Raw genomic sequence first — 22,130 nt, forward strand, 5'->3', positions numbered from 1 at the left:
CTATCCTTACTTCTGTTGGTGTGGGTCGAAGGCATCACGTACCGCTTCACCGACGAAGACGAGTAACGTAAGCATCAAAGAAAGTACAACGAACGCGGAAATACCAAGCCAAGGCGCTTGTAAGTTAGCTTTACCTTGCGCCAAGAGCTCACCTAACGAAGGCGAACCCGCAGGAAGGCCAAAGCCCAAGAAATCTAACGACGTCAGCGTGGTCACCGAACCAGACAAGATAAACGGCATCATAGTTAGGGACGCAACCATAGCGTTCGGCAACATGTGACGAAGCATAATGCGTTTGTCATCGACGCCCATCGCTTGTGCCGCGCGTACATAGTCAAAGTTACGACAACGTAAGAACTCAGCACGAACAATGCCCACCAAACTCATCCAGCTGAACAGCACCATAATCCCAAGCAACCACCAGAAATTCGGCTCGATAAAACTCGACAAAATAATCAGCAAGAACAAGGTCGGCATTCCGGACCACACCTCGATGAAACGTTGCCCAAACAGGTCAACCCAACCGCCGTAATAACCTTGAGTTGCACCGACAACCACGCCTATCACGCTCGACACAATCGTCAGAATGAAGCCAAACAAAACGGAGATACGGAACCCATAAATGATACGAGCTAATACATCTCGCCCTTTATCATCGGTTCCTAGCCAGTTCACTGAATCTGGTTCCGAAGGCACCGCGCCTGAAATATCGAAGTTTATTGTGTCGTAGCTAAAGGGAATAATTGGCCACACGATGTAACCGCTGTCTTCAATGAGTTCGATAACATACGGGTCTTTGTAGTCGGCTTCGGTTTCAAACTCGCCGCCAAATTCGGTCTCCGCATGCTCATTAATGACGGGTACAAACCACTGATTATTGTAAGAAACCAATAAAGGCTTATCGTTGGCAATGATCTCAGCAAACAGGCTCAGTCCAAACAGAATGGTAAATATCCAAAGGGAGATAAAACCACGCTTGTTTGCTTTAAAACGTAACCAACGAGCTTCAGCTAAAGGGTTGTTAAACATTTATTATCAATACCTTGTTATTCGTTCGCCATTAACGCGCTTCAAAATCAATTCGAGGATCAACCCAGGTATACGTCAGGTCGGAGATAATGCTCAGCACCAAACCAAGCAAGGTCATGATATAGAGAGAGCTGAACACCACGGGATAGTCACGTTGAATGGTCGACTCAAAACCAAGCAGACCAATACCTTCAAGTGAAAACATTACTTCAATCAACATAGAGCCCGTGAAGAAAATACTAATAAATGCACTCGGGAAACCGGCAATAATGATTAGCATAGCGTTACGGAAAACGTGCTTGTAGAGAATACTGCTCTCATCCAAACCTTTCGCTCTCGCGGTCACCACATATTGCTTATTGATTTCATCAAGGAAGGAGTTTTTGGTCAGCATGCTGAGCGTGGCAAAACCACCGATGACCATGGCAAAAATAGGCAAAGCTAAGTGCCAGAAGTAGTCGCCAATTTGCTGATACCAGTTGAGCTGGTCGAAGTTACTCGACACTAGCCCACGCAATGGGAACCAACTGAAGTAGTTACCACTCGCGAATAAAATGATCAGGATAATCGCAAACAAGAAGCCCGGAACGGCATAACCAACAATCACCACCGCACTCGACCAAATATCAAACCGAGAGCCGTGATGAATGGCTTTCATTATCCCCAAAGGTATCGAAATCACGTAGATGATTAAGGTACTCCATAACCCTAGGGAGATGGAGACAGGCAGTCGCTCGATGATCAAATCAATAACGTTGCCGCCCTTAAACAGACTTTCACCGAAGTTAAAGGTCGCGTAGTTTTTCAACATGTCGAAGTAGCGAACATGAATCGGCTTATCAAAACCAAACTGCTTTTTGATCTCTTCAACCACTTCTGGATCAAGCCCTCGAGAGCCTTTATAGCCACTCGCAGATGCTTGGTCACTTTCGCTTAAATCAACTTCTTGTCCACCACCAGAAAAGCGCTCCATGATACCGGAGTTGTGCCCTTCTAACTGCGCCACAGCCTGTTCTACTGGGCCTCCCGGCGCAATCTGAATGATGAAAAAGTTAATCGTGATGATCGCCCACAGCGTGGGGATCACCAACAGTAAACGCCGAAATATATACGCGGCCATGCTAACTAACTCCTAGCGACGTTTTTCAGGAAGCAATGCCGCCTTTTCTTCTGAAATCCACCATGTATCGATACCTAAATCGTATTTAGGCAATACATCTGGACGCTCAAACTTGTCCCACATTGCTACGCGGTATTCGCCAACGTGCCATTGAGGGATATTGTAGAAATTCCACTGTAATACACGGTCAAGAGAACGACCTAGCGTAAGTAGCTTTTCAGGGTTCTGTTGGTTACGTGCGATTTCTTCTGTTAACGCATCCACCACAGGATCCATCACACCTGCCGTATTGTAAGTAGAATCAATGTAGTTAGAGTTCCAAACGATCATTAAGTTCGGGCTTGGATAAGGGTTTGCAGAAAATGACGAAGAGACCATATCGAAATCTCGATCACGAAGACGCTTGATGTACTGAGTCGTATCGATGGTGCGGATCTTCATCTCGATACCCATGCGCTTCAAGTTCTTCTGAACCGGCGTTGCAATACGCTCCGTGGTTGGGCTGTAAATCAACAACTCAAATGACAGCGGCTTGCCGGTCTTTTCGTTGGTCATGACTTTGTCTTTCAGCACCCAACCCGCTTCTTTCAATAGTTTGAAAGCTGTACGCATTTGGCTACGAATACGGCCGCTACCATCGGTGACTGGTGGTTGGAACTCTTCAGTAAAGACTCTCGGTGGAATTTGGTCTTTGTATTGAGACAACAACTCGATTTCAGCTTCGCTTGGTAAGCCTTTCGCTTCATAGTCGGTGTTTTGGAAGTAACTGCGAGTACGTTTGTACTGACCATAGAACATATTCTTGTTCATCCACTCAAAGTCCATCGCGTAGGTTAACGCTTCACGAACCTTTGGGTCAGAGAACACGGGAGATTGAATGTTGAAGACAAAACCTTGAGTCGTTTCTGGCTTCTCATGGTTGATCTCTTCTTTGATGATGTAGCCTTTATCGAAGTTCGCGCCAGTGTAAGAGTTGGCCCAGAACTTAGCCGAGTTTTCCGTTCGAAGATCGAACTCCCCGGCTTTGAAGGCTTCTAGCATTACTGTATCGTCACGGTAGTAATCATACTGCACTTGCTTGAAGTTATTACGACCAACATTGACTGGCAAATCCGCAGCCCAGTAATTTTCATCTAAGCCGTAAGTCACGCTTTGACCCGATTTATAGCTGATGATCTTATAAGGGCCACTGCCTACAGGCGGCTCACTTAGAGGTTCAGACAGCTTCTTGTCTTTCCAATAATGCTCTGGCAATACGCGCGTGCTTTGGGCAAAGCTAAACAACTTCTCGCGGTTTGGCTTCTCCATCTCAATACGAACCACTAAATCAGAAACAGCGGTGACTGACTTAATTTCTTTGTAATACACACGGTATTGAGGCACACCCTCGGTTGAAAACTTATTAAAGGTGAATGCCACATCGTGAGCCGTAATAGGCTCGCCATCATTGAATCTGGCTTTCGGATTAATATCGATTTCCATCCAAGTGAAATCACTGGCGTAGCGAACCTTTGAAGCGATCAATGGATAATACGCATCAATCTCGTCGCTCGGAGAAAACATCAAGGTATCGTAAATCTCTCCAGTGTAACTTGCAGCAACGCCACGAGAACCGAATCGATTAAAGCTATCGTAAGTACCGATGCTGCCATAAGTCACTTTGCCCTGCTTTGGCGCATCAGGATTAACGTAATCAAAGTGAGTGAAATCGGCTGGATATTTTGCTTCACCAAAACCAACCAGTTGTGTGGTTTCAATAACGGTGACAGCAGGTGTTGACTGGGTATCAGAAGCGTAAGTAACGGAGGGTTGTAAAGCAATAAGCGGCAACATGATTGCACATGACTTCAAGTTAAACCTGAAAAACTGAGTGCGTTGCGAGGCTTTGCGTCGAAAAACTGTTCCCATTTGACTCTCCCTTCAAATGTCATGAATTCTATATTCAAGTTGATTCATCGGCTTTGAATGCATGCCGCTAAAACAAGTATAGGTTCAAATCTAACATCATGTAATAACTAATAAAACCATCAGCACTCTATCTCTTACCGTTTATTTACAATTAACTCGTCACAGCTCGAAGTTATTAGATGACGCAGGCTAAATCTTCACCACAATAATCTCACTAACGTAAATAATGGAAGCCTCACTGACGTTGATTGGCTTTACTAATCAAATTTAGGCTCTAAATAATCAACAAACTATACTTTTACTGGAGTATCCTTGCAGCCTAGGTCTAAATGGAATGACACTTTGAACAAACCAAACCAAATAACATTCGCAACGTTCAACCTTTTGAACTATCTCGAGCCACCGAATGCTTATTATGATTTTGAGAACATCTACAGCTTCGAAGAATGGCAAAAGAAACAACATTGGATGGCTGAAGCGATTCGTTCATTAGATTGTGATGTGATCGGCTTCCAAGAGATATTTAGCCCGCAATCTTTAGAACAATTGATGAATGAGCTTGGCTACCCTCACTTTGCTGTGGTCGATAGCGCACATGTTGAAGATGATTACCTATACACCTCACCTGTCGTTGGTATTGCTTCCCGTTACCCGATTGTAAACGTGCAGCCTGTGACGCCAGATTCGAAACTACTGACAGCATTCAACCTTGGCGACAAATTCTCATTCAACAGAACACCTGTTCACGCAACGATTACGTTACCCCATTTAGGTTCAACCGACTGTTATGTCGTGCACTTCAAATCACAACGTCCAACAGAACCAAAGGCAGAATCTGTCGATGCAGACAACACTCAGCAAAGCGAAAAACCACAAAGTGGCACACTCACACGCTTCCACCAAGAACAGCTTGGCTCTTGGTTATCGAGTGTCCAACGCGGTCTAGAAGCTCAGATGCTGCATCAATACATCACCAATCAACGCTACCAGACCGACCAGCCTGTCGTGTTGATGGGTGATTTTAATAAACCATTGTTCCACGATGAGTTTAAAGGGCTGCTGAGTTACTCAATTAACCGAGACGAAAACAGCAAGTATTGGCTATCCCACTTTCGCTTAAAAGACAGCTGGGATCTTTACCATCAACTGCATGAAGAAGACTTGCTTGAACAGCGTAAACCTACCCATTACTACGGCGCTTCTGGATCTGTACTCGACTACATTTTGATGTCGAACGAGTTTGATTGTCAGAACTCGTCTAGTTTGATGGAGATCTCTAGCTATACAGTGTTAGACCATCACCTGATTAATCCTAGTTTTGAACACGACCAATTCAGTACGGACCATGCCATCGTTGCTGTCACCGCTCATATTCGTGAAGCTTAACTGTTTGATTACGATTCGCTTTAAGTAGACGTGTCACCTGATCTCGATATAAAAACACCGAAGCATTACCACTTCGGTGTTCATAGTATTCAAATACTTACTAGATGGTGTCTAAAATTTAGAAACGGTAAGCAACAGCTGCGTAGAATGAATCGATCACGAGATCTTTATCATTTTCAAAATTTGAATCGCTCTCAATTACAAATGCATCCGCTTCATAACCTAATCTAAAGCTGACGTTTTTAGCCTGTTTAGGAGTGTACTCAACTCCGAAACCATAGCGAATACCCTCACCACTATCGTCATCAAGCGCCGGCAGCGACTGGTCTAAATCAATCGTCGACAAACCGATGATGCCAAAAGGACGAATTCCATTTTCAAACGTGTAACCTAGATTAGCACTGATCGAAAATGCAGTTGGAGACCAAGTGTAAGTAGATTGGTTTAATGCATTTTTTGCAACAACGTCGCCATAATTCGTGTATTGCGCCTCTAGCGCGACGATGCGATTAAATTGGTATCCAGCAATTATCTTAAATGTCTCATCGTCTGCATCGACAGTAATTGGTACTAAAGAGTCGTTATAAAGCCCGCCATCATCAATGCCAGTCGTACCGATTGCACCGCCTAGGTAGAAACCGCTGTCCGCTGCCATTACATTGTTTGCAGCTACTGCTGACATCATCGCGATGCTTAGAATAAATTTGTTGTTCATTACTGCTTGACCTTACTTAGTGCAAATCAAGATTGTTACACCTTCCTATGCTGCACAATCTTGTTAGAGTTATCCGACACCCCGTCGAATTGGCAAGCAGGTTAATCTCACTGAAAACAAAAAAATAAATAAAAATATAATCACTTTGTAACTTCAGCCAACATAATCAGTAATAACAAAATAAACACATGAATAATAAAGAAATAAAAACACATCTTTTCTAGATAAAACCTTCCACTCAATTTTCAAACCATCCCATTTTTAGATTTTATTCACGCAGACTTACGAACGCTTACTTTCAAGAGTGATGCGATTCTGCATAATTCGCGCGCTTTGACCATTCGTACACTTAAATAACCACACTTAAATAGTTATCCGATCCAAAAGCAGCCAATTTCGCTCAATCTCCACAATTCAGAATAAGACGAACAGAAAACACGATGAACCACACAATAGACTTCAACGGCTTAATCATTGATATCGACGCTCGAACGATTACCAATCAGCAAGGAAACAAAATCACCTTGCGCCCTCACCTATTAGCAGTGCTCTGCTTGTTATTGGAAAATGTGGGAAGACCGATTTCAAGAGAGCATATTGTTGATGTGTGTTGGGACGGGCAACTCTCGTCACCGCATGTTCTTGCTAACGTCGTCTATAACCTACGCAATGTGTTCGCGCGATTAAGAGCATCCAACGTCCAGATCATTACCATCAGTAAGTTTGGATATGCGCTATCGATTGAACCCACATAAAGGATTTATGCAATCAATGGCGGTGACTAAGATCACCAAAAAACGCCCCATCGAAACGTTTCGATGATCATTATCACACTCTAAAACAATCAAACGTGCAAATGATAAATCAGACACTATTATCACTATCGAAACGTTTCGATGGCTTTTCTTGAGTTGTTCTCAACCCATCAAGCGTTATTTTTCGATAGGTCGTGATATGAAAAAAAGTACTCTAATAAACTCTGAACTCTCTTACCTAGTGGCGACTCTTGGCCACACAGATGAAATCACGATTTGTGACGCGGGCTTACCAATTCCAGACCACGTAACTCGTATTGATCTTGCTTTGACTCACGGTGTTCCAAGCTTTCAGCAAACGGTAAAAACCATGCTGGATGAATCTCAAATCGAAGGCGTTGTGATTGCAGAAGAGTTTGCGAAAGTAAGCCCAGAGCACCACGCAGCGCTGATTGATTTAATCAAGACAGAAGAAGCACGTTGTGGCAAATCGCTTTCGATTACTTACATCACTCATGAAGAATTCAAAGAGCGTACGCATGAGAGCCGCGCAGTGATTCGCACTGGTGAATGCACACCCTACGCAAATGTTATTTTCCAAGCTGGCGTAACCTTTTAGCTCGAGCAAAACGGAACGACAGCTCAGTGTTATCACTGAACCAAAACAATACATAGACAGAACAATCAAATACAACTGGCCCCGAGTAAAGGAACCGACATGACTCAAGCCATTTTAGAACTTAGCTCAATTGAGAAAGCCTTCCCTGGTGTTAAAGCACTGGATAAGGCAAGCCTCAACGTTTATCCAGGACGCGTAATGGCGTTAATGGGTGAAAACGGTGCAGGTAAATCAACGCTTATGAAAGTGCTTACAGGTATCTACCACTTGGACGGCGGCACTATTGCCTACCAAGGAAAACCTGCTGCATTTAAAGGGCCACGTGATTCTCAACAAGCAGGCATTAGCATCATTCACCAAGAACTGAATCTAATCCCTGAATTGACCATCGCCGAGAACATCTTCTTAGGTCGTGAAATCACGGGCACCATGGGTCGCATCTTGTGGAACGAGATGTACCAAGAAGCAGACAAGCTACTTAAACGCCTTAACGTGAAACACAGCTCGAAAACGCCTCTAGGTCAGTTGAGCCTTGGTGAGCAGCAAATGGTAGAGATTGCGAAAGCCCTATCGTTTGAATCTAAAGTCATCATCATGGATGAACCAACCGATGCGCTAACCGATACCGAAACTGAATCTCTGTTTAAGGTGATTAACGAACTGCGCGATGAAGGCTGTGGCATTGTTTACATCTCTCACCGTTTGAAAGAGATCTTCGAGATTTGTGATGACATCACAGTGCTGCGTGACGGTAAGTTCATTGGTCAGTGTGAAGTGAAAGACACCGACGAAGATGGCCTAATCGAAATGATGGTTGGTCGTAAGCTAGACGAACAATATCCACGTATCGGCCAGAGCCACGGTGAAACTTGTCTTGAAGTGATTGGCCTGACGGGTTCTGGTGTTCACGACGTAAGCTTTACGCTAAAACGCGGTGAAATCCTGGGTGTATCTGGCCTAATGGGCGCAGGTCGTACCGAGCTGATGAAAGTGATTTACGGTGCCCTTCCAAGTGAACGCGGCGTCATCAACCTAGAAAACAAAACCATCAACCCAGTAAGCCCGAAAGACGGCTTGGCCAATGGCATTGCTTACATCTCTGAAGACCGTAAAGGCGATGGCTTAGTTCTAGGGCTTTCTGTTAAAGAAAACATGTCGTTATGTTCACTTGACCTACTAACAAAGAGCGGTCAAATCCAACATAAAGACGAAGTGATTGCAGTTGATGACTTCATCAAGCTATTCAACATCAAAACCCCGACTCGCGAACAGATTATTGGCAACCTTTCTGGTGGTAACCAACAAAAAGTGGCTATCGCTAAGGGCTTGATGACCAAACCAAAAGTACTGATTCTCGATGAGCCAACGCGTGGTGTCGATGTCGGTGCTAAAAAAGAGATTTACCAACTCATTAATAAATTTAAAGCCGACGGCATGAGCATCATCTTAGTCTCATCTGAAATGCCAGAAGTATTAGGAATGAGTGACCGCATCATGGTGATGCATGAAGGCCGTGTAAGCGGTGAATTTGATGCTAAAGAAGCAAACCAAGAATTATTACTGGCGTGTGCGGTCGGTAAAAAGATCAACGAGGACGCAGCATGAGTACTAAAACCATGAGCAAAACAACTGAAGCTCCAAAGAAAAAACCGTTAATCAGCAAAGAGTGGCTGATTGATCAAAAGTCATTGATTGCTTTGATCTTCCTGATTGTTGTCGTTTCTTTCTTAAACCCGAACTTCTTTACTGTCGACAACATCCTAAACATTCTGCGCCAAACCTCGGTTAACGCAATTATCGCTGTAGGTATGACGCTGGTTATCTTAACCGCGGGTATCGACTTGAGTGTGGGCTCTGTACTGGCACTTTGTGGTGCATTCGCAGCCAGCATGATTGGCATGGAAATCCCAGTGATGATCGCAGTGCCAACCGCTCTTGTAGCAGGTGCAGCATTAGGTGCTATCAGTGGCGTGATTATCGCCAAGGGTAAGGTTCAAGCCTTCATCGCAACGCTAGTAACTATGACTCTATTGCGCGGCGTGACCATGGTATACACCGACGGTCGTCCTATCTCTACTGGTTTTACTGACACAGCAGACGCATTCGCTTGGTTCGGTACAGGCTATGCAATGGGCATCCCAGTTCCAGTATGGATCATGGTCGTGGTGTTCGCAGCGGTATGGTACCTACTTAACCACACTCGCTTTGGTCGCTACGTTTACGCATTAGGTGGCAACGAATCTGCAACTCGCCTATCAGGCATCGACGTAGACAAAGTAAAAATCGGCGTTTACGCAATCTGTGGTCTGCTAGCAGCGGTTGCAGGCATCATCGTGGCATCGCGTTTGTCATCAGCTCAACCAACCGCAGGTATGGGTTATGAATTAGACGCCATTGCAGCCGTAGTTCTTGGCGGAACAAGCTTAGCCGGCGGTCGTGGTCGTATCATGGGCACATTGATTGGTGCTCTGATTATCGGCTTCCTAAACAACGCCCTAAACCTATTAGACGTATCTTCTTACTACCAGATGATTGCAAAAGCAGTGGTTATTCTTCTGGCTGTATTGGTCGACAACAAAAACAAATAAAACCTATTCACACTCTAGGTTAATACAAGTAACACCCTGTTTTACCTTAAAATATTAGAATCTATAAATAATGTAACTACGAGCTAGGACTCACCTCCTAGCTCACCCTACACAAAGGACTTACACCATGAAAAAATTAGCGACTCTTATTTCTGCTGCTCTTCTTTCTACAACGGTATCTGTGTCTGCACAGGCGCAAGATACAATGGCAATCGTTCTGTCTACATTGAACAACCCATTCTTCGTAACCATGAAAGATGGCGCAGAAGCGAAAGCGGAAGAGCTAGGCTACAAGCTTATCGTTCTTGATTCTCAAAACGACCCAAGCAAAGAGCTTTCGAACATTGAAGATCTAACCATTCGTGGTGTTAAAGCAATCCTGATTAACCCAACGGATTCAGACGCTGTGTCTAACGCGATTCGTATTGCTAACCGCTCAGACATCCCTGTACTCACGCTAGACCGTGGTGCAAGCCGTGGTGACGTAGTAAGTCACATCGCTTCTGATAACGTAATCGGTGGCGAAATGGCAGGCCACTTCATCATGGAAAAAGTGGGCGAAAAAGCGAAAGTAATCCAACTTGAAGGTATCGCTGGTACTTCTGCTGCTCGTGAACGTGGTGAAGGCTTCATGAACGCAGTAAACGGCAGCGACCTTGAGCTTCTTGCAAGCCAACCTGCTGATTTCGACCGTACTAAAGGTCTGAACGTAATGGAAAACTTGCTTGCCGCTAACCCAGACGTACAAGCAGTATTCGCTCAGAACGATGAAATGGCACTAGGTGCACTTCGCGCAGTACAAGCTTCAGGTAAAGAAGTAATGATCGTTGGCTTCGATGGCACTGAAGATGGTATCGCTGCTGTTAACCGAGGCCTACTAGGTGCAACGGTTGCACAACAGCCTGACCTAATCGGCTCTCTAGGTATCGAAATGGCAGACAAAGTACTGAAAGGCGAAACAGTAGACGAGTACGTACCAGTACCTCTAAAAATCATCGCTAAGTAATCGTTACTAGATAACGCGATATAAAGCAGGGGTCCCCTATCCCCTGCTTTGCTTAGCTCATTAGCTCACTGGCTCAAAGCAAAAAGCAAAAAGCAAAAAGCAAAAAGCAAAAATCCGACAGTGCATCGCTGTTTCTCATAAGCCGCTGACAAGGCTAGCAATGAATACCATGAGAAAGACCCATGCATTTTCAAATACGATATATCATAAGGCTCGTATCATGACTCAACTGATTGTTTTAGGTAGCGTTAACGCTGACCACGTACTGCAAGTTCCTTCGTTCCCTCGTCCGGGTGAAACCTTGATTGGCGGTAACTATCAGGTCATCCCTGGCGGCAAAGGCGCAAACCAAGCCGTAGCGGCAGCAAGATTAAACGCAGACATTGGCTTCATCGCCTGTGTTGGTGACGACCCATTTGGCATCAACATTCGTCAAGATTTTGCTAAAGATGGTATCAACATCGACGGTGTGATCGTTGCAGACAACACGCCTACTGGTATCGCGATGATCCAAGTATCAGCAACAGGCGAAAACAGTATTTGTCTTTCTGCGGAAGCCAACGACAAGCTGACTTGCGATCAAATCGAACCACACCTAGAAAAGATTCGCGGCGCTAAATACCTGCTAACTCAGCTTGAAACGCCAATTGAAGGCATTGAATACGCTGCGAAAGTAGCAAAAGAGAGTGGCACGCAAGTCATTCTAAACCCAGCTCCTGCTCGTCCATTATCGGATTCACTGCTTGCTTGTGTTGACGTGATTACACCGAACGAAACCGAAGCAGAAGTGCTGACAGGCATTACCGTGACGGACAACGCATCTGCTCATCAGGCTGCGTTGGCTCTGCATGCTAAAGGCATCGAAACGGTAATGATCACGCTAGGCGCGAAAGGCGTGTGGGTGAGTCATCGCGGTCAAGGCAATGAAGCCAGCGAAGGTGAATTAATCGCAGGTTTCCGTGTTGAAGCAACAGATACAACTGCCGCTGGTGACACTTTCAATGGCGCGTTGGTGACAGGCTTGCTTGAAGATATGCCACTAGAGCGTGCGATTAAATTTGCCCACGCTGCTGCTGCTATCTCTGTAACACGCTTTGGTGCTCAAACCTCGATTCCAAGCCGTGCTGAAACTGATGCGTTTTTGGCAGAGCAACTGTCTGCTTAGCTTGATACCTATTTGAAGGCCTAACTCCTGAGCTAAACCGTGGTTAACGGATGTTAGCCTTCAAATTCGGTAACAACAAATAACAAGCATAAGCCCCTGTTTTCAGGCAGAATATCGCCCAACGTGGATAGGTTATTCCCACAAGGATTTTTTATGGCAACAATGAAAGACATCGCTCGGCTCGCAAAGGTTTCGACTTCTACCGTTAGCCACGTGATCAACAAGTCACGCTTTGTCAGCGAAGAGATTGCTGAGCGTGTTAACACTGCGGCTAAAGAACTCAACTATGCGCCTTCTGCATTGGCTCGTAGCTTGAAAATGAAGCAAACCAAAACCTTGGGAATGCTTGTTACCACCTCTACCAACCCATTCTTTGGTGAAGTAGTTAAAGGTGTGGAGCGTCGTTGCTACGAAAAAGGCTACAACCTTATTTTGTGTAATACCGAGGGCGACAGCGAACGCATGAAATCGTCCATCGATACTTTACTGCAAAAGCGTGTCGATGGCTTGATGCTGATGTGTTCTACCCTTGAAGGCGAACATATCGATGTATTCGAGCGCTACCCGGAGTTGCCTGTTGTAGTAATGGATTGGGGCCCTATGTTGTTTGCGAGCGATAAGATCCAAGACAACTCGCACCAAGGTGGCTACATGGCAACTAAGCACCTGATTGATAACGGCCATTCTCAAATTGGTTGTATCACAGGCCCACTGCACCGCAATCAAGCTTCGTCTCGTTACCAAGGCTTCAAGCAAGCGATGGAAGAAGCGAATTTAGAGGTCAACCCTAAGTGGATTGTTGAATCCAACTTTGAATGTGACGGTGGCTTTGATTCTTATCAGACACTAAAAGCGCGTGGTGGAATGCCTAGTGCACTGTTTGTGAGTAATGATATGATGGCAATGGGCGTGATTCACGCCGCGGCTCAAGATGGTACTTCGATTCCGAATGATCTGTCTATTATTGGCTACGATGACATCCATCTGTCGAAGTACATGACACCCGCATTAAGCACAGTCCACCAGCCAAAACACCGTTTAGGTAAAGCGGCGGTCGATACCTTGCTAAGCCGATTACAAACGCCAGACGCCTACCCGCAAGTCGTTGAACTCGAACCGACTCTTGTCGAGCGAAGCAGTGTAAAAGCGATTTAATACTCGCCACATTCATCACACCGTTGAAAGCTAGCTTATTGAGCTAGCTTTTTTGTCTTTGGAACATAATAACGCCACTTACTCGCCACTAAAATGCCCTTAATATGCGAAACTTACACGCTAAAATATGCGTTTGCGCACTCAGCAACTATTTACGCACTTAACGACTGATTATCATCTACACTAACAATGAATAACAACGACATGGAGAGCGCTGTTTTATGATTGTGGGCTGGTTTGATAAAATATCCCTGCAAAAGAAGCTATTAGTGAGCTTTTTGATTCCTATCACCTTAATGGTTGCTGTTTCGTTTTCTGTTCATGAAAACAGCCAATCTATGGTCGAAGACAACCACTGGGTTCTCCATACTCACAAAGCCATTGCTCGAGCTCAGGAGTTGCTAAACCTAGTCGTAGATATGGAAACAGGACAACGTGGCTACCTAATCACAGGAGACCCTGTCTTTTTGGAGCCCTACCACCTCGCACTCGATGTGTGGCGTCAAAAAATTCAAACCCTTGCTACTCAAGTTAGCGATAATCCACCTCAAGTTGATCGCCTAAACAGAATTGATGATATCCATAAAGCTTGGCTCAAAGAATCCGGAGAGAAGGAAATCTTACAGCGCAACCTCGTTAACAAAGGTGAAGCAGACATGCAGAGTGTCGTAGAACTCACCAAGCAGCAAACGGGAAAGCAACTGATTGACCAAATACGACGTGAAATCGCTCGATTTATTGAAATAGAAGAACAATTAATCAGTGTTCGTGTTGTTAAATCTGATAACTCCGCTAAGCAAACCGATTACGTTCTATTCGTCGGAACGCTCTTTTCGGTATTCATTTCTCTGATTGTTGCTGCATGGGTGTCAAAGCGTATTAATCGAAGATTACACACCCTACTTGAAGCCACTAACCAAGTTGCCGCTGGCCATTTAGATCAAGGCGCTGCGACTCTGGAGTTGGCTTCAAATATAAACACCCAAGACGAAATCGCTCACCTCAAACAAAGCTTTCAAAAAATGACAGCCAATTTGATCAGTAATGACAGTGAAATGCGAGCGAAAAATCAGGAACTAATATCTGAACGAACCAAAGCAGAAGCCGCAGTAAAAGCCAAAGGCGATTTTCTGTCTACCATGAGCCACGAAATCAGAACACCAATGAACGGTGTTCTTGGAATATCTCAGATCATTGCAAGCCAGACCCAAGAACCCGAAACAAAAGAGAACATCAACATCATTCTCGATTCTGGTCACCACTTGATGACGATACTCAACGACATTCTGGACTTCTCAAAAGTCGAAGAAAATAAGCTTGAGCTAGATATGACACCCTTTAATTTTGTTCAAGTCATGCAGCCTGTATGCAGCGCTCTAAAACCCTTAGCCGATGAAAAAGGCATTCGCCTGTTGATCGAAAATAACATACCGAAAAACATCCAACTCGTCGGAGACTGTGCAAGGCTACGCCAAATCATGTTCAACTTGGGCGGCAATGCGACCAAATTCACCAAAGAAGGTCATGTTTCCATTCAAGCTGACCTCAATCGCCCTAACAACCGGCTGATTATCACCGTGACAGACACCGGGGTTGGTATCCCGAAAGATAAGCACGAACAGGTATTCAATTCGTTCGAACAAGCCGACACTTCGACAACAAGGAAGTTTGGCGGAACAGGGCTTGGCCTCGCAATCGTCAAGAACCTAGTCAACCTCATGAACGGAGAAATCACATTAACCAGTGCTGTCGGTCTCGGAACAAAATTTCAAGTCTCCTTGCCTATCGCATGGCAAGAAGGGAAAACTGGGGATGTCGCAACACCAGTAATCAATACGGAGAAGCTGACTTGCAGCTCGTTGAGCATTTTATTGGTCGAAGACAATCGTATTAACGCGATCGTTGCACAAGGTTTCTGCGAAAAGCTCGGCCATCATGTCGACCTTTCAGAAAACGGAAAACTTGCAATTGAACGCCTCAAAACCAATAAATATGATCTTATCTTGATGGACAATCACATGCCTGAAATGAATGGGGTCGAAACAACTCAATACATCCGTGACAAACTAAAGCTAGACACCTTAATATTCGCTTACACGGCAGATGTATTCCGTGAAGCTCATGACAACTTTATTCTGGCTGGCGTCGACCATGTTCTTACCAAACCTTTGCAACAAGAGAGCTTCTTCGACGCGCTACAACAGTTCTCAAGTCGATTACCGAAACAAACTACAGCTGAAGGTTCGCTTAAGAATGAAAATGTTGTCGAACTTCATCGCAAGCCTATTGAAACGTTAAGGTTAACGGAAGAAGAGATTAGCCATTCAGAGGTGATACACATACTGAAAGACGACGCGGAAGGGTTCAGCTTACTCATCGACTCAACCATTATTGAGTTCGAGCTGTCTGTTGACCACGTCATCGAATACTATTTAGCGAAGGAGTTGGAGCCACTTTGTCGTACTCTTCACTCAATTAAAGGCATGTCGCTAAATTTAGGCCTCGGCACGCTGTCAAAGCAGGCATTGGAGCTTGAAATACAAGCAAAAAACCAGCAACTGCCTGATATTGAACTACTACAAAAACTGCTCAATCGGCTTATGGTCAACATCCATCAAGCTCAGCGGATGAAAACCGCGAATTCAGTCGAGCATCTGAATCAAATGAATGATAAGGCTTAAGAACGCTTCGTTCCTAAACTAAAACGCAAGGCTTAATCACCTTGCGTTTTTCGATCTTACATCGCTATAGTCTTCGTTCTAACGATTTAACGTTGTAACAGAGCGGTAATTTGCTGCATCTCATCTTCGACATCAATGCCATTATATTGCGGCGCAATCGAGAGATCTTGAATGTTCACAGTTTCTACCGATTGCTTTTCGTTGAGCTGAAGCATTAAGTCCCCCTTTGGTGAATAGGTTCTACTGCTACCACAATAAGTCGCGGTAAACGCATCAACAACATCCTGCCCAACGCGATTACACGTCACGACATGACACCTCTCTTCTAAAGCTCTCGCTTGAGCAATAGCAAAGCTGTGATGGCCACCAAAGTTGGCAGGATGAAGAATAACGTCGACCGACTGATAGGCTCTCATGATCTCCGGGAACCAAATATCAAAGCAAATCGCGACACCAAACTTCAAGCCTTTGTGCTCAAACATGAGGCGTTCCTCCCCTCTCGAGAAATACTGCTTGTCGAATTTGGTTTGGCTGACTTTTCTGTATTTATGTCGTAAACCGGAAGCATCAATAACTGCAACGCTGTTGTAATACTGATCTTGTTCTTTCTCAGCAAGGCCAGCAACAATCAAGGTCTGGTGTTTCTTAGCAAGCAAAGCTAGCGAGTCTATGGTCGGGCTACCATTGAAGTCTTCACTGAGTTCATGAATTTCTCCGACATCATTAAAAATATACCCAGTAGTGAACAGTTCAGGCAGTAAAGTAATATCGCCAACTGACGACTCAGCGTCCAAAAGCTCAGAAACCGAATCAATGTTCTGTTGTTTATTTTTGTATTCAACTTCAAGCTGAATAAGGGTGATGCTGACATTATTCAAAATCGAATCCTTACTGGGTAACACAAATCAAACGCAGAGTAAGGGAATCGCCCTTCGCTTTCCTGCTTCAAGCCAAACCGTTGAAGCAAGCGCACACTCTCAAGTTCGTTTTCGCCTATCTATTCCATCAATTTAGGTTCTGGCAACACTGGCGGCGTGCTGTCCATGTAAGTTAAGAAGTTCTCCCATACTTCATAAGTCCGTTGCTTGGTTAACTTAGTCTTACAAGAAAGCGCCATGACCCCTCGAATAGAACCGTCACGCCATTGGGTATACACAGAGTCACAATGCGCCGTGACGTAAGCTTGCCAGCTCTCCTGCGCGCTTTTGACTGAACTCACTAGCTCAGCATCATAAGAGTTGTGTTCAAAGCTGGCTTCAAGGTATTTATCAAGTTCCGCTTGTGCGGATTCCAACTCAATTGCGGCACACTGATTGATCTCGATGGTATTCATCGCATTCTCGCAGTCAACAACACTCTCATCAGACAACGCAGAGAATGAGAAGCACACAACTATAAGTGCTGATATCAGTTTTTTCATAAACATCCTTAATACTGTCACCACCAAAATGAATCGTGACACGACTTTTTTCATTTAAACGAGGCTCAATATTCAGTTCATTCAGCTCGGCCAAATAACAAAACTTATCAGGATATAAGCATTTATTATCCGTATAAATTATCAAAAATGACGCATCGCCAATTCAAATAAACGAGATAACGCTCAGATTTAGCTGGTAAAAATAGAAAACACATTATTTATATCAATAATTCGTGTCTGCATTCACAATAATTATTATTTATCTTGCCACTTAATCGTTAAATTTATAAATTAAATCGAATGCTCATCCAATCGGTAACGCTTTTCCTACTATGGATATCAAGTACCAACATTTTGCCAAGACCACATTCTACTTTGCCATTTCTTTCATTTTGTCGATGGCATTACTCATACCTTTTACACCGTCTCATTATCATGCGTTAACCGAAAAGTCTTCACAGTTAGTAGAAACAAAGCTTCAAGAGATCCAAGCTCGATTTGGTAGTTTTCTCTCAGAGATCACGCCCGATCTTTCTTGCGACGCCGTAGTGACCGAGCTTCGTCAAAATGTATTCAATGCCGATTGGGTAAAAGAAGCCGCCGTATTCAATAAATACAACCGCTTTTATTGCTCCACCACGGATGGCGATGTGTCGTTTCGCTTATATAGCACCATTCGAGAAAGGCTCAATGAAGATCCAAATTTAACCACTCTGTCCTACTCGAGTGCAGCGATTACTAAAGTACAATCCATCATGCTCATTTTCTCGAACAAAGAAGAAGCCGGGGTGAGCCTTATGATACCGCCACACTTCATCTACGATCTTGTAGAATCGAGCCTGAGTAGCCATGGTATAAACTCTAAGGTTGAAGTGATTAAAAGAGATATTCACCCTACCGATCCCGGATCATATCTCGCAGAAGTACGCATACAATCAGATGCCTACCCGTTGGCCATTACCTCCTACATCGGACACCAGTACTACATACACTTCCTCATGAGCTTTTCATGGTTTGGGTTTCTCATGGCGGGAATCACCACTATCTGCCTGCTCTCTGCTAAACACAAAAAGCAGAGCCAGCGTAGCTTAGAGTATTCACTTTCAAGCGCGCTAAAAAACAAACACCTACATGTACACATGCAGCCCATCGTTAACCAAAACACCAACGAGATCGTCGGCTGTGAGTCACTATTACGATGGAATGACCCCATTGAAGGTAACGTCTCCCCTGCTATTTTCATACCGCTTGCTGAAAGCTTAGGCTTAATTGAAGAGCTGACCTACTTTGTATTACGCAAGGTCTTAATCACATTGAAAAACAATCAAGATGTATTTGAGTCAAAGTACATTAGCGTCAACATCAGCCGAAACGTCGTGTCCAACAGTAACTTCTCTAACAAAGTGCTTAGCATATTTAAAAAACACCCTGAGATTCTCAAACAGGTGGTATTTGAAGTAACAGAGGATGGTGAATGTTCTGATGCCGACATGGTCAAAATTAGAGACAACCTAACCAAACTATCGAACATGGGCGTAAGAGTTGCGATTGATGATTTTGGTACAGGCTACGCCGGATTAGACTTTGTAAGACAGTTCCCGTTTAGCATTCTTAAAATCGACCGCGTATTCGTGAAAAACATATCAGACGAATCAAGCCTTGGTATCCCTTTGCTTGAATCCATGCTGCAACTTTCTCAAACTCTGGGCATGCAAGTCATCGTCGAAGGTGTCGAGTATGAGTCACAAGTAAAAATCTTATCTAAGCTAGGCGTCGATTATATTCAAGGTTTCTATTTTTATAAGCCAATGCCAATAAACCTGACTATCAGCTTACTCAAGCAACAGCATTTTGAATCCGATAGCATTGAGGAACCTTCAGCATCAACGCAGGAGTATCAGCAAATTTAAGTAGATTTGATGATTGCAGCCTACGTAGACTCTTTTTACTTCAAATCTACGCTTACAGTGAGCATAAGATCTTGTTCACTGCTTACTCATAATCAAAACATTGCTGTTTAAGCCAATGGCCTAGAGTCTTGATTTCAAACTGTTTAGCTCTCGACTTTTTGTAGACAAAATACATATTGTCGCCAGTCGGCAAATCGTGCATTGGGATACGCACCAAGTTTTGTTGAAGATCTTGATCGTTAAGAAAGTAGTCGTTCAGGAACGCAATACCTTGATGGTATTTCACAGCCTCGGCAGCTAGCACCATGTGGCTGAACTGGCTAATTTTCACATCCTTTGGCAAGCTGAAACCACCCCGTTCACACCACTGAATCCAGTCTTTCGCTTCACCCCCGTCTTTGAAGATTGAACTTACTGAAAGTAACTGCTGATCCCATAGTGCCTCTGGCAAAGGTTTATCTTCGATTCTCTGCCACACCTTTTGGCTACAGAACGGATAGAGCTGCTCTTTGTATAGGAAGTCACTAACGTAGTTTTTCTTTGGCGGGTAGGCAGTGATAAAGCAATCGGCTACTTGATCCGAGAACTCAGGCTCGTCAGCTACCATACTTAACGTTAAATCGATTTCTGGATGCTGCTGGCGTAAGTTTTCGAGCCTAGGCACCAACCATTTCACCGCCAAAGAACTGTACATTGCAATCCGAATTTTCCCACTGTCACCTTCGCGAATTTGGTAGCTGGCTTGCGCGATATTCTGCAGTGAATGAGACACATCTTCGTAGTAACGCTCTCCTATCGGGGTGAGCGATAAACGCCTTCCCTGACGCACAAACAAGGTTTCACCTAAGTATTCCTCTAGCAAGCGAACCTGATGACTCACCGCACTTTGAGTAACATGAAGCGCGATAGCCGCCTGAGAAAAGCTATTTAAACGAGCGACCGATTCGAAACATTGTATTGATCTCAAAGGGGGTAATTTCATTATTAGCTCAGCTCATACTAAGTGAATTTTTATCATTATATATGAAACGATTTTATGCATTAAGATTACGCCATCACATTTCTTCATTTTCTTTTAACTCACACTGAACACGTGTCAGTCAATGATAGGAGCTTCTTCATGCCTACAATGTCTGTTGGAATGGCAATGAGTTTACTCATTGTCGGCAATCTAATTGCGGTTTTCTCTGATGCCTTAATTAAAACCTTGGGTGAAGACACTGCTGTGTTTCAATTTGTCTTCTTCAGACAGCTAACTGCCGTGTTGATCCTTCTGCCTTTTTGTATTGGTGTGAGTAAAAAGAGCTTTACCGACGGGCTGAAATGGCATGCCCTGCGCGCGCATATCTGGTTGCTGGGCGCAATCTTTATGGTGTTTGCCATCAATGCCATGCCATTAGCCACCGCCAACGCGATTTTCTACGCCGCACCTTTGATGATGCTGCCGTTAGCCTTGGTATTTTTCAAAGAACAACTCAGCCGCTACTCCATTGCTGCTGGAATATTCGGCTTTATGGGCGTTCTGGTCATCATTCGCCCAACAGAGATCGATTGGGCGGCCATTGCAGCGCTTATCGTGGCGTTAACTATTGCCAGTAATAACTTGTTAATTCGCAAACTTCCGAAGCACCAAACCGTGGCACAAACGTTGTTGTTAACCAATTTAGCAGGAGTTCCGGCATCACTTGGACTCGCCATTTGGGAAGGCCGTGAATGGGATTGGTCACCACTTATCACTGCTGCAGGGTCAAGCGGCTTTATCCTCATCTACGCGGCGATATGTGTAGTCACTTACCGATCAGCAGAAAGCAACAAAATCGCCAGTGCTGAATACAGCGGCTTACTCGGAGCGGTGGGAGTTGGGTTGGTCTGGTTTGGTGAAATGCCTGATATTGCAATGGCGATTGGCACTGCGATGATCATACTGCCACTCATCTGGCTGGCTCGAAATGAAAAGAAGCAAAGCTAACGAAGTTTATTGATATCAGGCCTGAATACCAAGCAAAATGAGTAAGGTATCACTTCAGACAAGAGCTTTAATTAATATGAACGATGTGAAGCCGTAACGGTAAAAGCGACGGCTTCACATCTTCGTCTCTTCGTCTCTTCGTCTCTTCGAGCTAAGCTTAAAGAAAAATAGAAAGTGAATAAAGGGAGGAACTAGTAAGCCAATTAAACTAGTTCGTCGCTTTTGAATCAGATGAATTGGCCGCTTTTGTCGCTTCTTCAGCGGTTTTCTTACCAAATATCGTATCCATCATGAACCCAATACGCTTAGTTGCATTACCGAACTTGTTCGGGTTAGCCGTATATGGAACTTTGAACTCGACTTCACCGACTCTTTGCCCGTTCTGATAAGCATTGATCTCCGCTTGCTTTAAGAACAACGCCAAGTCCCAGCTCCAATGGCCTTCATACTCCAGAGTTAGCTTATCAAGATCGTGCTGCGACTTATCCGGTACGACGGTGTAGGTATAATCGTTATCTTGCAGCCACGTTTCCATGGTATTCAAGAACCCTTCACGTGTTTCAGCGTCTTTAACAATCACAACATCCACTTCAGTCGTAGGTTCTGGAATCGCACTCCCTGTGTAACGAGGGGCTCCACAACCAGCCAAAATTAAAACCGAAAGCGATAATAGTAGGTATTTTTTCACGTTTTATAATCCATTA

At 44.4% G+C, this 22,130-nt stretch carries 19 protein-coding genes; 11 read left to right on the plus strand and 8 right to left on the minus strand.

The annotated features are described in order from the left end of the window. Nucleotides 1–6: 6 nt before the first annotated feature. From ATB74_RS06265 to ATB74_RS06275, 3 genes are read right to left on the minus strand one after another with little or no spacing between them, the layout of a single operon-like run. Nucleotides 7–1,029 carry an ABC transporter permease gene (locus ATB74_RS06265; RefSeq protein WP_061017308.1) on the minus strand — a complete coding sequence of 341 codons (1,023 nt, stop codon included), beginning with the start codon at nucleotides 1,027–1,029 and terminating at the stop codon, nucleotides 7–9. Nucleotides 1,030–1,060: 31 nt separating this feature from the next. Continuing rightward, complete coding sequence (locus tag ATB74_RS06270) at nucleotides 1,061–2,149, minus strand: microcin C ABC transporter permease YejB (RefSeq protein ID WP_004730359.1); 1,089 nt, start codon at nucleotides 2,147–2,149, stop codon at nucleotides 1,061–1,063. 12 nt (nucleotides 2,150–2,161) lie between these two features. Beyond that, nucleotides 2,162–4,057 carry an extracellular solute-binding protein gene (locus ATB74_RS06275; RefSeq protein ID WP_061017311.1) on the minus strand — a complete coding sequence of 632 codons (1,896 nt, stop codon included), beginning with the start codon at nucleotides 4,055–4,057 and terminating at the stop codon, nucleotides 2,162–2,164. Between the two features lie 342 nt (nucleotides 4,058–4,399). Here ATB74_RS06275 and ATB74_RS06280 point away from each other — a divergent pair, with 342 nt between their 5' ends. Beyond that, nucleotides 4,400–5,443 (plus strand): endonuclease/exonuclease/phosphatase family protein, encoded by a 1,044-nt coding sequence (locus ATB74_RS06280; protein ID WP_061017312.1) that lies wholly within the window; start codon nucleotides 4,400–4,402, stop codon nucleotides 5,441–5,443. A 118-nt stretch (nucleotides 5,444–5,561) separates the two neighbouring features. Here ATB74_RS06280 and ATB74_RS06285 read toward each other — a convergent pair whose 3' ends face one another. After that, nucleotides 5,562–6,158 (minus strand): porin family protein, encoded by a 597-nt coding sequence (locus ATB74_RS06285; protein WP_061017314.1) that lies wholly within the window; start codon nucleotides 6,156–6,158, stop codon nucleotides 5,562–5,564. 440 nt (nucleotides 6,159–6,598) lie between these two features. On the opposite strand from ATB74_RS06285, the gene ATB74_RS06290 reads away from it, so the two are divergent. The 8 genes from ATB74_RS06290 (at nucleotide 6,599) to ATB74_RS06325 (ending at nucleotide 16,127) form a co-directional block, all read left to right on the plus strand. Next, nucleotides 6,599–6,913, plus strand: coding sequence for a winged helix-turn-helix domain-containing protein (locus ATB74_RS06290; RefSeq protein ID WP_050621624.1), 315 nt, complete (start codon nucleotides 6,599–6,601; stop codon nucleotides 6,911–6,913). A gap of 199 nt (nucleotides 6,914–7,112) precedes the next feature. Continuing rightward, nucleotides 7,113–7,532: a D-ribose pyranase gene (rbsD, locus tag ATB74_RS06295; protein ID WP_029203033.1), complete on the plus strand. Its 420-nt coding sequence runs from the start codon at nucleotides 7,113–7,115 to the stop codon at nucleotides 7,530–7,532. A gap of 99 nt (nucleotides 7,533–7,631) precedes the next feature. Beyond that, complete coding sequence (gene rbsA / locus ATB74_RS06300) at nucleotides 7,632–9,137, plus strand: ribose ABC transporter ATP-binding protein RbsA (protein WP_009844906.1); 1,506 nt, start codon at nucleotides 7,632–7,634, stop codon at nucleotides 9,135–9,137. Then, nucleotides 9,134–10,120: a ribose ABC transporter permease gene (gene rbsC / locus ATB74_RS06305; RefSeq protein WP_017082395.1), complete on the plus strand. Its 987-nt coding sequence runs from the start codon at nucleotides 9,134–9,136 to the stop codon at nucleotides 10,118–10,120. The genes rbsA and rbsC overlap by 4 nt, the downstream gene beginning before the upstream one ends. Before the next feature lie 127 nt (nucleotides 10,121–10,247). Further along, the gene (gene rbsB, locus ATB74_RS06310) at nucleotides 10,248–11,126 is read left to right on the plus strand and encodes a ribose ABC transporter substrate-binding protein RbsB (RefSeq protein ID WP_017058470.1); all 879 of its coding nucleotides are present in this window, start codon (nucleotides 10,248–10,250) and stop codon (nucleotides 11,124–11,126) included. Between the two features lie 220 nt (nucleotides 11,127–11,346). Next, nucleotides 11,347–12,291: a ribokinase gene (gene rbsK / locus ATB74_RS06315; RefSeq protein WP_017064747.1), complete on the plus strand. Its 945-nt coding sequence runs from the start codon at nucleotides 11,347–11,349 to the stop codon at nucleotides 12,289–12,291. Between the two features lie 153 nt (nucleotides 12,292–12,444). Beyond that, nucleotides 12,445–13,446 carry a substrate-binding domain-containing protein gene (locus ATB74_RS06320; RefSeq protein WP_061017316.1) on the plus strand — a complete coding sequence of 334 codons (1,002 nt, stop codon included), beginning with the start codon at nucleotides 12,445–12,447 and terminating at the stop codon, nucleotides 13,444–13,446. A gap of 221 nt (nucleotides 13,447–13,667) precedes the next feature. Further along, nucleotides 13,668–16,127 carry a CHASE3 domain-containing protein gene (locus ATB74_RS06325; RefSeq protein WP_061017318.1) on the plus strand — a complete coding sequence of 820 codons (2,460 nt, stop codon included), beginning with the start codon at nucleotides 13,668–13,670 and terminating at the stop codon, nucleotides 16,125–16,127. 86 nt (nucleotides 16,128–16,213) lie between these two features. Here the strand turns inward: ATB74_RS06325 and ATB74_RS06330 are convergent, their stop codons facing one another. Next, nucleotides 16,214–17,005 (minus strand): carbon-nitrogen hydrolase family protein, encoded by a 792-nt coding sequence (locus ATB74_RS06330; RefSeq protein ID WP_061017319.1) that lies wholly within the window; start codon nucleotides 17,003–17,005, stop codon nucleotides 16,214–16,216. Between the two features lie 119 nt (nucleotides 17,006–17,124). After that, entirely contained in the window at nucleotides 17,125–17,547 is a 423-nt protein-coding gene (locus ATB74_RS06335; RefSeq protein ID WP_061017321.1) for a lysozyme inhibitor LprI family protein, read from the minus strand. A 332-nt stretch (nucleotides 17,548–17,879) separates the two neighbouring features. On the opposite strand from ATB74_RS06335, the gene ATB74_RS06340 reads away from it, so the two are divergent. Continuing rightward, complete coding sequence (locus ATB74_RS06340) at nucleotides 17,880–19,457, plus strand: EAL domain-containing protein (protein ID WP_061017323.1); 1,578 nt, start codon at nucleotides 17,880–17,882, stop codon at nucleotides 19,455–19,457. Between the two features lie 82 nt (nucleotides 19,458–19,539). On the opposite strand, the gene ATB74_RS06345 is transcribed toward ATB74_RS06340, so the two are convergent. Beyond that, entirely contained in the window at nucleotides 19,540–20,439 is a 900-nt protein-coding gene (locus ATB74_RS06345; RefSeq protein ID WP_017108419.1) for a LysR substrate-binding domain-containing protein, read from the minus strand. 138 nt (nucleotides 20,440–20,577) lie between these two features. Between ATB74_RS06345 and ATB74_RS06350 the strand changes: the two genes are divergently transcribed. Beyond that, nucleotides 20,578–21,426 (plus strand): DMT family transporter, encoded by an 849-nt coding sequence (locus ATB74_RS06350; protein ID WP_061017325.1) that lies wholly within the window; start codon nucleotides 20,578–20,580, stop codon nucleotides 21,424–21,426. Between the two features lie 208 nt (nucleotides 21,427–21,634). On the opposite strand, the gene ATB74_RS06355 is transcribed toward ATB74_RS06350, so the two are convergent. Further along, nucleotides 21,635–22,114 carry an Sbal_3080 family lipoprotein gene (locus ATB74_RS06355; RefSeq protein WP_061017327.1) on the minus strand — a complete coding sequence of 160 codons (480 nt, stop codon included), beginning with the start codon at nucleotides 22,112–22,114 and terminating at the stop codon, nucleotides 21,635–21,637. Nucleotides 22,115–22,130: the final 16 nt, after the last annotated feature.

The organism is Vibrio splendidus (genome assembly GCF_001557875.1).
Taxonomy (GTDB): domain Bacteria; phylum Pseudomonadota; class Gammaproteobacteria; order Enterobacterales; family Vibrionaceae; genus Vibrio; species Vibrio splendidus_F.

Coding starts and splice junctions, on each gene's coding strand:
- rbsC (WP_017082395.1), top strand. CDS start 9,134: ATGAGTACTAAAACCATGAGCAAAACAACTGAAGCTCCAAAGAAAAAA.
- ATB74_RS06290 (WP_050621624.1), top strand. CDS start 6,599: ATGAACCACACAATAGACTTCAACGGCTTAATCATTGATATCGACGCT.
- ATB74_RS06345 (WP_017108419.1), bottom strand. CDS start 20,439: ATGAAATTACCCCCTTTGAGATCAATACAATGTTTCGAATCGGTCGCT.
- ATB74_RS06325 (WP_061017318.1), top strand. CDS start 13,668: ATGATTGTGGGCTGGTTTGATAAAATATCCCTGCAAAAGAAGCTATTA.
- ATB74_RS06350 (WP_061017325.1), top strand. CDS start 20,578: ATGCCTACAATGTCTGTTGGAATGGCAATGAGTTTACTCATTGTCGGC.
- ATB74_RS06265 (WP_061017308.1), bottom strand. CDS start 1,029: ATGTTTAACAACCCTTTAGCTGAAGCTCGTTGGTTACGTTTTAAAGCA.
- ATB74_RS06335 (WP_061017321.1), bottom strand. CDS start 17,547: ATGAAAAAACTGATATCAGCACTTATAGTTGTGTGCTTCTCATTCTCT.
- ATB74_RS06275 (WP_061017311.1), bottom strand. CDS start 4,057: ATGGGAACAGTTTTTCGACGCAAAGCCTCGCAACGCACTCAGTTTTTC.
- rbsD (WP_029203033.1), top strand. CDS start 7,113: ATGAAAAAAAGTACTCTAATAAACTCTGAACTCTCTTACCTAGTGGCG.
- ATB74_RS06340 (WP_061017323.1), top strand. CDS start 17,880: ATGGATATCAAGTACCAACATTTTGCCAAGACCACATTCTACTTTGCC.
- ATB74_RS06270 (WP_004730359.1), bottom strand. CDS start 2,149: ATGGCCGCGTATATATTTCGGCGTTTACTGTTGGTGATCCCCACGCTG.
- rbsB (WP_017058470.1), top strand. CDS start 10,248: ATGAAAAAATTAGCGACTCTTATTTCTGCTGCTCTTCTTTCTACAACG.
- rbsA (WP_009844906.1), top strand. CDS start 7,632: ATGACTCAAGCCATTTTAGAACTTAGCTCAATTGAGAAAGCCTTCCCT.
- ATB74_RS06285 (WP_061017314.1), bottom strand. CDS start 6,158: ATGAACAACAAATTTATTCTAAGCATCGCGATGATGTCAGCAGTAGCT.
- rbsK (WP_017064747.1), top strand. CDS start 11,347: ATGACTCAACTGATTGTTTTAGGTAGCGTTAACGCTGACCACGTACTG.
- ATB74_RS06320 (WP_061017316.1), top strand. CDS start 12,445: ATGGCAACAATGAAAGACATCGCTCGGCTCGCAAAGGTTTCGACTTCT.